Source organism: Butyrivibrio sp. WCE2006 (genome assembly GCF_000701985.1).
Classification (GTDB): domain Bacteria; phylum Bacillota; class Clostridia; order Lachnospirales; family Lachnospiraceae; genus Butyrivibrio.
On sequence record NZ_JNKH01000034.1, the window covers coordinates 26137 to 37720 of the forward strand.

The 11584-nt window shown below is 36.4% G+C and carries 11 protein-coding genes; all 11 read right to left on the reverse strand.

All coding sequences use genetic code 11. The features are described from left to right. Positions 1-148: 148 nt before the first annotated feature. The 11 genes from T501_RS15575 to T501_RS15625 all read right to left on the reverse strand — a co-directional run bounded on the left by T501_RS15575 (position 149) and on the right by T501_RS15625 (position 11074). Positions 149-1174 carry a virulence RhuM family protein gene (locus T501_RS15575; protein WP_044915887.1) on the reverse strand — a complete coding sequence of 342 codons (1026 nt, stop codon included), beginning with the start codon at positions 1172-1174 and terminating at the stop codon, positions 149-151. A 55-nt stretch (positions 1175-1229) separates the two neighbouring features. After that, positions 1230-1430 (reverse strand): YciI family protein, encoded by a 201-nt coding sequence (locus tag T501_RS15580; RefSeq protein WP_044915890.1) that lies wholly within the window; start codon positions 1428-1430, stop codon positions 1230-1232. A 21-nt stretch (positions 1431-1451) separates the two neighbouring features. Beyond that, entirely contained in the window at positions 1452-2387 is a 936-nt protein-coding gene (locus T501_RS20965; protein ID WP_081843203.1) for a macro domain-containing protein, read from the reverse strand. 289 nt (positions 2388-2676) lie between these two features. Continuing rightward, entirely contained in the window at positions 2677-3468 is a 792-nt protein-coding gene (locus T501_RS15590; protein ID WP_044915894.1) for a hypothetical protein, read from the reverse strand. Between the two features lie 95 nt (positions 3469-3563). Next, entirely contained in the window at positions 3564-4676 is a 1113-nt protein-coding gene (locus tag T501_RS15595) for a DUF4268 domain-containing protein (protein ID WP_044915896.1), read from the reverse strand. A gap of 31 nt (positions 4677-4707) precedes the next feature. After that, on the reverse strand, positions 4708-5043 hold the full coding sequence (locus T501_RS15600; RefSeq protein WP_330377082.1) for a hypothetical protein: 336 nt from the start codon (positions 5041-5043) through the stop codon (positions 4708-4710). A gap of 19 nt (positions 5044-5062) precedes the next feature. Next, positions 5063-5629 carry a superinfection exclusion B family protein gene (locus T501_RS15605; protein ID WP_044915899.1) on the reverse strand — a complete coding sequence of 189 codons (567 nt, stop codon included), beginning with the start codon at positions 5627-5629 and terminating at the stop codon, positions 5063-5065. An 18-nt stretch (positions 5630-5647) separates the two neighbouring features. Further along, the gene (locus T501_RS15610) at positions 5648-6679 is read right to left on the reverse strand and encodes an AAA family ATPase (protein ID WP_044915902.1); all 1032 of its coding nucleotides are present in this window, start codon (positions 6677-6679) and stop codon (positions 5648-5650) included. Beyond that, complete coding sequence (locus T501_RS15615; protein WP_044915904.1) at positions 6664-8223, reverse strand: ATP-dependent nuclease; 1560 nt, start codon at positions 8221-8223, stop codon at positions 6664-6666. Before T501_RS15615 ends, T501_RS15610 begins: the two co-directional genes overlap by 16 nt. A gap of 89 nt (positions 8224-8312) precedes the next feature. Continuing rightward, complete coding sequence (locus T501_RS15620) at positions 8313-8531, reverse strand: YdbC family protein (RefSeq protein WP_044915906.1); 219 nt, start codon at positions 8529-8531, stop codon at positions 8313-8315. A 401-nt stretch (positions 8532-8932) separates the two neighbouring features. Next, on the reverse strand, positions 8933-11074 hold the full coding sequence (locus T501_RS15625) for a zinc-ribbon domain-containing protein (protein ID WP_155994884.1): 2142 nt from the start codon (positions 11072-11074) through the stop codon (positions 8933-8935). Between the last annotated feature and the right edge of the window lie 510 nt (positions 11075-11584).

The window sequence follows — 11584 nt, forward strand, 5'->3', positions numbered from 1 at the left end:
ACTCTGCGTACAAGTAATGCCGATCATTAGTAATATGATACTGACCCTTCAATATCTTCCCTAATAGGCGTCTAAAACCTATTATTCAATGGCACACCTACCGTATTATCATCAGGTCATTCCTGCCTTATGTTACTTTATGCGATTGTTACTTAGTTGAATCTGCGATATTCTCAGTACTGTTAATCAACTTATCAAAGTCACTTTCATATGTCTTGTCCTGTATAAGTCTATATTTTTCAAACTCGCTCTCTGCAAATTCTTTTGCTATAGCCGCAGTTACTTTCCCTTTATTTTGCAGAACTTCAGCATCGTTAAAAACAAGAAATGCATCTAATTTTGATTTCCAATCTGCCATTGTCATCGGAACATGCCTCTTAGCCTGCCTCGTCGCATAATCAAGATACATTGTTACTATCTCATTTAGTTCTTGTATTTCATCTTTTAACAAATAGTTTTTTGCTATTGAAACATCCGTCTTTATGATTTTCCCATCCGGTGCGTTTTTCCATGAAGTTAATCCCATGTGTTCCTTTGTGTGATCAGCTCTGGATACGATAAGTTCTGCAGCTGTGTTTCCATGAACAGCATAATGCATTTTATTCCGCACCGTTGCATAGAATTCTCTTGTCACAGGAGCATCTTTATCATAATCTGCAGCAGTTGCATATATATCTGTTATTTTCTGGTAGAATCTTCTTTCACTGGCTCGTATTTCCTGAATTTCAGCTACTAACTGATCAAAATAATCTTCATCAAATATTTTTCCATTCACTAGTCTGCTTTTATCAAGAACATAACCCTGTTTAGTAAATGCATCTAATACCTTCGTTGCCCATTGTCTAAATTGTGTTGCCTTATCAGAATTTGTCCTATATCCTACAGCAATAATCGCTGCCAAAGAATAAAACTTATAATTGTAGTTTTTTCCATCATCAGCAGTTTGTGCATATTTTGCACAAACTGAATTTTCATCCAATTCCCCCGAAGAAAAAATTTTTTTGAGATGCTTCGAGACAACTGACCTATCAATATCAAAAAGCTGTGCTATCGCATTTTGAGTTAACCAGACATCTCCATCTTGCACTCTAACTTCTATTCCATCACTTTTAGAATCTTTGGTAAAAATCAAAAAATCAACAGTACTATTTCTTATCTGAACATTCTTTTTCATACGAAAACCCTCTTTTTATCTTTAAAAAGATTCTTATAAAAATCCACAGCCCTCTTTATCTCTTCCTCTGTCGGATTCCCCTTCTGCAAACCTCCCACCAACTTAAATAGGCCATAGGTGTCATATCCTCTTGAAATATAACGTCCAAGCCCGTTATAATGCTTAGCCTTTTCATTCCTTCCAGATGACGAGGACGTACCTCCATACGCTTATCAAGTTTTCCTTCGCCATCATATGCTCTTATAAGAAATTGCATGATCGTCTCCTTTTTACCTGTTCATCTACATCTATCCAACAATGCGTCAACCAATACTGCCATATGTCCATCTGCCACAGAATCAGCAATCCAGCTGCCTTCACTGAAATGATCTCTCCTGAAGTGCCATGCAATAACCGCAAGGATCTGTTTCGCTGTGAGTGCATCCAACCATTCCTTCGTGGGCTGAGCCAGATCCCGGTCAGACAGCTTCCCGTCCTCAACCACCTGGCCGTAGTCCGTGATCACTACATTACTGTCATAGGCCTCATGGAAACAGGTCTCTAAAATGTCATAAAGACCTTGATGTCCCTTGTTCGGCTGATAAACACTGTGCTTCTCAAAAAAAGTCCTCAATTCTTCATCTTCAGTTATCGAGTGAAAAAGAACAGAGTACTTCCGGCACCACCGAATCACACTATCTTCTATCTTTTCGTCTCCAATAATATCCTTAAGTGTTTCCTCACCGGTTGCAAGGATTTTGTCATCCAATACTGCAAAGATGATTTTGATATCATACTCAGGATTATTTTGAATAAAGTCATTGCAAGCCTGGATAGCTTTTCGCCACGCTTTATCAACCGGATATCCAAATATTCCTGCAGATATCAACGGAAATCCTATAGAATGCAGATTATTTTCTTTTGCAATAATAAGTGACTGCTTATATGCGCTGTACAAGAGCTTAGGCTCATTATGATTTCCACCAGACCACCTCGGACCCACAGCATGTATTACATATTTCGCAGGAAGATTGAACCCAGGTGTAATGACAGCAGAACCTTCATCACAATGGCCAATCTTCTGACAAGCAGCCGTCATTTCCTTTGAACCGGCATCGCGAAAAATAAAGCCACATACTCCACCGCCTTCCCAAAGTCCTGTGTTAGCCGCATTTACAACTGCTTCTGTATCTAACTTTGTTATTCCTATCTTCTTGATTTCTATGGAGCTCATACTATATATGCCTCACCTTTCAGGTATTATCTACGTCCTATCCATTCATCTTCTTAAACATATTAGTAAACTCACTTGGCAACTGAGAGTCCTCCGCTTTAATCATTTGGATACGGCTCTATTCCTAAGGAATACACTCTTCACGACAATTAGCAGTCATAATTAGTATTCCTCTATTGTCACAACACTATAATTCGGTTATTTTCTGTATCTGCTCAGAATTCCCGCGTACCAGCTGAAGAAAGTGCTCATCAGACTCATCCTCGGCATCACACATTTCAAAAAATCATCACTCGCAGTTTCTTTTATAATTCTCTGCTACTCTTCTTATTTCTTCTTCCTCTATAGGGATAAGTTTCTTCTCACAATATAAATCTCGCCCCAGTAAATCATGTAGCATAATATACTTATCAGTTTCCAAAAGATTAGGATTCTCGTCCAACAGTGTATTCACTCGCTGAAGATTAGATGAATTAGTAAGCTGATCTACAATTTCCTCGTAGTTTATCTCCCCAGCCTCTGCAAGTTTTTTTAAGCTATTTAACATTTCCAACCAATGATATAAAACCTTTTGCTTTTCTTTATATGCCTCTTCTTTAGTCATAATTCGCGTTTTATGTCGTTTTGCAGCCAGTTCAGAAGACTCTTTCTGTTCCTCTTTTCTTAAAATCTCATCTGCCTTCGATTCTTTTGAATTCAACGCATCTATCATTCCATGAAAAAATGGAACAACATGATTTCGCCATGCATTAGGTATTACTTCATAAACCAATTTATCTACGCCACGATTTATTAAATCCTCTCCAACTTCTTCAATCTTATAACGTGCCTCATCTTTTAATCGATCGACCATCGGATTAGATCTCTTTGTAGGAACTGCTGGCTTTGGGGGTATTGTTCTATATACTACTGGTGGTTGGTCAACATAATGTTTTAGTTCTCTTAGTACTCTATGAGGCTTCTTGTTCATCAACCTTCCATAGTCATCAATAAAAGCCTCTCCACTATTGTACTTAGCATATAATTCATCATCTGGAATGATATAAATAATATCCTTTTGCTTAATCCTATGTTCACTCATACACACCAACTCTCTTCCATCATGTCGCCATACAGATTGCCCTTTGATTCATTCCAATCAAAAACATAATCTACTAGCCATGATTAACAACAACATTAAATACTCTTCTTTACGGTGCCTAATCTGTCATGAAGTGCATCATAAAATCTTGGCATGGTATCGCACTGAAATTTAATCATTTTGTCCCAATCTGCTTTATCTTTAACATTGACTCCTTCCAAACGCGCAGATATACGGCTAGACTTCTTTTCATCCAGTCTTTCCCAAAATAAATCAGCGCCAAAATCTTTTTCTATATCCGCCTTTTTCGCAAATAATGCATCAAAAATTCCCTTATTTTCTGTCTGATCTCCTACATTTATTGTCAGCTGACAATCTGCGTATGAAGTTGCTGCTATAAATTCAAAAACGCATCCCGACACACCCGATCCGCAGGATAGCCAATGATCAGTTCCTGGATTAACATTCTGATAGATTTTTGAAACAGTATTAAACTTTTCAAGCAGCGTAGTCCAATATGCTTTCCTTATCATTTCTATTTGACTGCTACTCTCCTGAACAGATTGAGTCTCTTTTGCTTTATCTGCCATTTTAATCATATATTCTTCAGCTTCTTTGACAGGTATAATCTGCTCAATGTCCAAGAACAGTTCTTCCTGGTACTGATACGGAGTTGCCTTAAAGCACTGGACTGATATTCCATGATTAAGCATCCACATGGCTGTAGATGTTACTTCTTTTCTAAAATTTCCAGCAACCATTATAATTCTCTGGTCTTTATCATTAAGAGAAATCTCATCCATTGGCTTACCATTATAAAACTCTGTAATTTCAGCCTTTGCCTCTTTTCCTTTTTCATATTTATCAAGGTAATCCTGATATATCTCGACAATCTGTTGTGTACTCAAAGTAGCGCAGTAAGAAACATACTTTAATGCTTGCCAATTTACATCTTTTCCAGAATCATCAAGCTTATTTTCTATAATCACAAGCGATCCCTGCTTATCAAGAGCAAGTAAATCCAGTCTCTCATTGGTATCATTAAACCCATCAAACTCCTTCTGAATAATAAGAAATTCTTCTCCTAAACATTCCGGGTTCTTCGCAATCCACTCCTGCAAGTGCTGTCTTTCCTTAAAACCGAGCTCATGAAATGTCTTCTGCGGTATCTTTTTTATTTTATTATTTGACTTGTCAATAATATACATAAGCCCTCCAATACACTAATATGCTCTGTAATTATTCTATAGATTCAAGATAATTCACTTTCTTCCCATGCGTCTTGGCATACTCAATCTCAGAACGAGTGCTATCACCAATATAGCCTCCGACATTGATTACAAATATCTCATCAGACATGTCAATTTTTCGCTTGTGCATATCATCTAGCATCTCTTTAGTCCTGGATAATGTTCCCTCATCCATTACATCCCATACTTCCTGATCTCCTGAATGACCAAAGAGGCCATCACTGATAACAATGTTGCCCTCAAGTGTAAGTCTCTTCTGAGCTTCCATAAATTGATCTCTAAATCGTGTACTGCCACACAGGGTAACTACCGGATATTTAGCCATGATACCTCCACGTAATTTATCAATATCTGCTTCGTGAACTATATTCCAACGTAACCTTTTCATTTGCAATCTTAAGTTTATTTCTTAATCCTTCATTATTGTCTAATTCTGAAACCACCCACGGTTGAAGCATATATGGGAACACTGGATTAGTTAAATCCCATACAGGATAATTATTTGTTGCCTTGCCAATTATAAACAACTGCTCTAACCAACGAACTGCGCCATCATTTAAAGGTAATTCCGATGTATGATTATCTTCTTTATAAAGCTCGTATACTATAGCAGCCTTGTAGTCGTCTAACTTTTTAAGATTCTCCTTTGCGTTTTTTAGAGCTTTCTTCGTAATTCTTTTTTCCTTGTTTTTACTCCAAAACGCACTAATCCCACCAACAACTGAAATAGTAAAAGAGCAAATAAATACAAGAGATATCACAAATCCATATTTATTTCTAAAATCCACCATGTACATCTTCGTAGCAAGATTATCAGGCAGAAATAAAACTATTCCTGTAGCAATAAATAAACATATAAATATTTTCAATGGAGCTTTTATAATATCAGCAAAATTTACATTAAAATTCATTCCTCCCTATACTCCCTCTTACAAATCTATTTTCTTTAACTGTGTTTCATCTACTAAATAAACATTTCCTCTAGCTCTTGTCATTGCTACATAGAGCTTGTTTTTTGTTGTAGCCGGAAGAGCCGAAAGACTATTCTTTTTGTATAAATCCATGGTTTTCTTATTCAACATGATGCATACATCGTTATAACAATCTTCGCCTTTAGCATCACCCCAATTTTTATGCATTTTTCCATAGTCTGATGCTTTCTTGTAGTGCAACTTTATTATGCTAAAATCATTCCACACTTTCCTAACCGTTTCAGCATCATCTGCGAATATAATCTCTCCTGTAACTCCTTTATTTGAGTATATCTCAATGCCAAGATTATCTCTAACAAATTCACAAACCTGTTCTCCGCATCTCCAGCTCTTTATTAGCGTTGTACCATCAACCACTATCTGCTTTTTACTAAATCTCTTTATATACGTACTACAATCATCATATAGCGACTTATTCACATTACCATCTGCGCTCGTGCTAAATGTGTGCTGATAAAAGTCACCTACAAAAAGCATATTTGTACCTGCATCCATGATTTGCTCTAAAAAATTAAAATCTCTGCCAGAAATATCCTGTACTTCATCTAACACAAAATAATCAAAATACTTTTCTAGCCTTTGTTTGATATCTGGCATTACCCCATCTCTATCCAACAAGTATGCTATTCTATTACTATATAGCCTGTTCTGTGAATCCAGGTAATAATCTAATCTATTTGATTTTGCATACATGTTTTTATTAGACTCATAGTTAATTCCTCTGGCCTGTATTTCATCTGACAGAAACGGCTTGTAGCAAAAACTATAGAGAAATTTAAAATATGTAAAAACCGAGATGCCATCCGGAATTATTCCTTCATTCTTATTTCGTATCTTTTGAATGATATTTTTATAATTCGCTTCTGTATATGTCACAATCAAAACCCGCTTATCACCGTTGCAAATATTATCGATTATATATGTTGTTTTCCCTGCACCGGCTACAGCGAGTATTAATTTCTTATCCATTCTATAGCCCTCTTAATATAATCCGGTACAACAACACCATTCTCGTTCATAAGTGCATAAGCTGCCTCTGTTTTGTTCTTAAGCATGTAATCCACTGCATTTGTTCCAAACAGTTTCTCACATAACGCTTTGTTTCCATCTTCAAGAACAATTTCAAATGTGCGCTGATTGTCACTTCCGTGAAAAAAGATTTCAATGTTATCATCTTTAAAATCCACATATTTATCTATGCAATTTTTCTGACCATCTCCGTCATTATCAGTTATAACAGCCACCCTCGCACCAGTGATTTGCGCAATCTCTAAAAAACGTTTGAAACTCAGACCTCTAATATCCAATACTTGAACATTATCAGTATCCATCTTATGCCCTACTACGCTTTTGTAAAAATCATCCATGAGCATGTATTCTGCTGGACCTTCTACCAGTATTACTCGATTCGACAAAGCAAATTCTATTATGCTTGCTGGTGGAGTTTTCATAAAATACTTCGCAGTCTCTTCCTGTAAATCATGCAAAGATAAAGGCTTCTTTATTTCATCACCTTGAAGAATAAATACATTGCGAAGTTCAAGACGCGTACTAATCATACTATCATGCGTTGTTATAAAAATCTGCCCATTACTAGCTTCACTTATCTTTTCAATAAGAGACCGCAACTTAATATAGCTGAGATGATTTTCGGGCTCTTCAATAAGTATTATCTCGACATTTTCGCTCTTGTGGCTAAGTGCAAAATCGACCTTAACAAAAATCTGTGTACCGGTTCCTTTGCTGTCTAGCGGAATGGACTTCTCATAAATCATAAGTTCATCGCTAAAACTGAGGGTATCGTTTCCCTTAAAGCCAAATGAATAATCTACACCTTCAGGAACACGACTATTTAACCCGGTTAATTGCTCTTTTTCAAATTGGCTCTTAAGCTGTCTGAACTTGCTTTTATGTATTACTCGCTCTTTAACGTTGCTTTCAGTGTAATGTGAATACATTCTCTTAATGAAATCTGTTGTTGCGTAGTCCGAATTCATATTGCTACTGTCTATGAATATATCCTTTATTTTCTTTTTGTATCCTGAATACCCATCATCCGCAAATGTTGAAAAACGTATTTTGTAGTAATCATATGGAAAGAATCTCTCATCTGCTCTAAGAGATTCCAGGATTTCCTGTTCAAAATCAGGGTTTGGTTCACATATCATTCTTAATCCGTATGCTGCAACATCATCCGAATTATTCTTTCCTTCCATCTCAAATCCAAAGTCCCCATCTAGAAATAGCTCTATTCTAACCACCGGTAAGTCTTTATAGTTTTTCCCACCAGCAAAAAATTCATTAATTGCTGAAGCATTTATGATCCTATCTATCCCTATGTTTTCAACTTTACGAACATTGCCACTAACTACCAAATCTATGGCTTCAAGAATAGTACTCTTCCCGGCTTCATTGTCCCCAACGATTATATTTATTCCTTTATTTGGCACAAATTCGAATTCTCGAAATCTTTTATAATTATGTAATTTCACCTTCTGTATTGTTGATGCCAATTATTTCGCCCTCTCTTCTATTGCTAATACAACTATGAGCTAATACCCGGAGGCAATATGCTCCAGATAAAAGCCCATATTACTAATTTCTACAGTAATCCTTTCAGCACAACATAAAGTGCCTTTACTTCTTCATCAGTAAGAGTTACGCCCTTACCCATCTTCTCATGTTCAGGCGCCCAATCTCTAATATCATACTTAGGCACTCCGCCATTCCAAGATATCTTATTAAGTTCTTTCTGCCAGCCCTTTGGACTGGTAGAAAGAACGCCTAACTCTTCAACTATCTCATATTTAAAATCTGCCATAATTGCCCCCTTTAACTGTTTACAACATTTTCTCTATATTAGACATGCTATTCAATCAGCCCTGATACTGTCCATATCATAATAAACAACATTATCTTAGCCTTCTCAATAATGCGAAACTGTAAGTTTTTTATACCTAGATACTGTAACAGCTCCATCATGCAGATCAGAAAGCAATCTTCAATGCGATGTAATCTAAATCATATGTGAATTGTCAAGGTGCTCCAGTCTCACAAGAGGCTGGGGTATATTTTATGAACAAAAGCCCTTGTACCTGTTAACATGCATTGCGGGATAGCGCAACCCGCTGAATTATTTTGCGCTTACCTTATTTGATTATCGTGCATTATTAATGCATACTTGCTATGTCTTTTATTATTTGAATACCCCCATAACATACGCTACTCCTTAATCAACCACCTATAGCCTCCACTAGTACCATTATCCCTTTTTAACGCATTAGTTATAGCCGCTTTTGATACCCCGGTATCTCTTGATGCTTCAGTCATACTGCAATATTCGCAAATAATTGTACCATCCAACTCACACTTGAAAATATGTTTTTTTAAACTCTGTCCCCTTTTTTTATTTGAACATACAGGGCAACCAGAACCGTTTTTACCAGTTCTTGAAATAACCGTGCATTCCCACTCATTCCCACATTTTGAACACTGCCACCACACTTTTTTATTAGAACCGTTAAGAATCATATTGGGTTGCAAACTACCATTTTTCTTATAATTCCATTCAGATGCAATATCAGGCCTTAGAGTTTTTAAATCATTATATCCAGAAAGAACCTTTTCATTTAAACAATATGGACAGCCATGTACTTTGTTTCCCCTAGTCCTTGATCCTACGCTAACTACCCACTCGCCCCCACATGTCAGACACCGCCACCTTACTCTTTTATTTGAACTTGGCAATATCGTCATTGCAGTCGCATAAGGATCATCGATACACTCCACCCATTGCTTTACTAATTCTGGATAATTAGTAGCTAAATCATTTTCCCCCGTTACAACTACTTTCCCAGCACATTTGGGGCATCCCTGCCCATTTACCCTATTAGCTATGCTACTAATCCATACATAACCACATTTCTTACATTTCCATTTTATCTTTTTTGAACTTTGATATGAATATTCCGTAGGACCAACGCCGTCATTAAGGTCTTCTTTCCACTCACTAGCTAAATCAGGGCATAAAAAATCCACATCTTTTCTACCATACTTTCTTATTTTTTCTCCAAAACGGGAATTAGATGTAATCTTACCACAGACATCACATTTATGCGTCATATGATCTTTTACAGCACCACAAGACTCATAACCACATATATGACATTTCCACCAAACTCGCATCTCACTAGCAGCAGAAATCATTTCTGGATTCAAATCCCTATTCTTGTCATAATCCCAATCGAGCATAGCTTCTTCATTATTGAAAACGCTATTCTTTTTCTTTCTTGTAAGATACTGATTATAGATATAAGAACGATCATTTATAAAACTAGGAACAATGGAATAGTCCGTAGAGTACAACTGGTTTATTATTCCCACGATTGCATAGATCATATCATCAATTTGATCTATGCTTTTACTAGGCCTAATGTAAACCAAGCTATCCGCGTCAAGCGGCGGGCATTTCGGTTCTCTTACGTGAAGTATCTTTATACCATGCTCTGAGCATTTCCTATCTTTCATAATATCTTTAGAAGGTGTCTTATGAAAACCTTCTCCATCATACTCTATCCCCAATTTAATATCAGGAATATAGACGTCTATTTCGGAGGGTTTAATCCAGCTAGGTTGATAGGTATTAATAGCATTAGGAAAAAGCTGTTTTAAATAATAAAAAATTGCTTGTTCTGGCAAAGATGTTCTTGTTTCCTTTGCACAATTGGGGCATCCCGATCCTGCCACTCTACTATATACACTTGCTTTCCATCTATGTCCACATATTCTGCATTTCCAATTAGCTTTTACCTCACTTCCCTTCGAAATATTAGTTGGAAATATTGATTCCGCATTATTTTTCTCATAATCCCACTCTTCATTTAGTTTTGGAGTAACTGTGAACAAATCGTTTTTTCCAGGAATAACAACTTTCCCTGAACAAGCCGGACACCCAGAACCAGCTGTTCTGTTACTAATTATGGTGTTATATTCGTATCCACATTTTGCGCATATCCAATATGCCGATTTATTGCTCTTACAAGATACTTTATCAGGATAAATTCCTAATTTGTCATTCTTAGCAAAATCCCATTCATCAATAAGAGACGGATAGTTATCTCCCATTGATCCTTCTTTTTCTATCTTTCTTTGCGTTCTTGCTCGTATAGCCTTTTTCTTAGAACATTTCGGACAAATCCGTCCCGATAGAATTTTTGATGGTGTTGTATTCCACTCATTCCTACAATTATTACAGCACACTCTTATAGAACTATTTGCTCCAATATATTCTCCCAGAACAGTTAAATCTGTCCTAATAGTCATCAATTCTTCTATAAATTGTTCATGCGTTTTCTTTAAAGACATAATCCCCCCTACATTATCAGTTTCCACCACATGGTCATTATACTAATTGCACCAATAATTATCCTCCAAAATAATTCTATGAAAATATCACACAACCACAAAGGTATTTTCGCCAATACTAAAGGATTCCACTATGTACACTCACAGATATAATCCGACTAATCAACTACAAATCAGACCCAAATACACGCCGTATGTCTCTTGTAGGTATGTAGTTCCTGCCATTAAAAGCTGATTCATACCTTGGCTTATCGAACCCCCATCTACACCTGGTTGAACAATATATATTTTCAATGATGCAGGATAAACCTTTAATCGGTTTCTTATTTCTTCTAGTGTCTTGTCTAATTGATATTTAATTAAATTACTACTATTAATTGATGACATTTTCCGCTATAATTAAAAGAAAACGGCGAGGCTAATTATGGCAGGAAAACCCAACAAAAATGCAATTTACTTAACTGATGATGAGTACAATACACTTTCTTCACTTTCAAAAAAGAAATCAAG

Bases quoted from the DNA above. Each gene is read 5' to 3' on its own strand.
- T501_RS15600 (WP_330377082.1), bottom strand. From the start codon at position 5,043: ATGGCTAAATATCCGGTAGTTACCCTGTGTGGCAGTACACGATTTAGA.
- T501_RS15610 (WP_044915902.1), bottom strand. From the start codon at position 6,679: ATGGATAAGAAATTAATACTCGCTGTAGCCGGTGCAGGGAAAACAACA.
- T501_RS15590 (WP_044915894.1), bottom strand. From the start codon at position 3,468: ATGAGTGAACATAGGATTAAGCAAAAGGATATTATTTATATCATTCCA.
- T501_RS15605 (WP_044915899.1), bottom strand. From the start codon at position 5,629: ATGAATTTTAATGTAAATTTTGCTGATATTATAAAAGCTCCATTGAAA.
- T501_RS15620 (WP_044915906.1), bottom strand. From the start codon at position 8,531: ATGGCAGATTTTAAATATGAGATAGTTGAAGAGTTAGGCGTTCTTTCT.
- T501_RS15575 (WP_044915887.1), bottom strand. From the start codon at position 1,174: ATGAAAAAGAATGTTCAGATAAGAAATAGTACTGTTGATTTTTTGATT.
- T501_RS15580 (WP_044915890.1), bottom strand. From the start codon at position 1,430: ATGCAATTTCTTATAAGAGCATATGATGGCGAAGGAAAACTTGATAAG.
- T501_RS15595 (WP_044915896.1), bottom strand. From the start codon at position 4,676: ATGTATATTATTGACAAGTCAAATAATAAAATAAAAAAGATACCGCAG.
- T501_RS20965 (WP_081843203.1), bottom strand. From the start codon at position 2,387: ATGAGCTCCATAGAAATCAAGAAGATAGGAATAACAAAGTTAGATACA.
- T501_RS15625 (WP_155994884.1), bottom strand. From the start codon at position 11,074: ATGTCTTTAAAGAAAACGCATGAACAATTTATAGAAGAATTGATGACT.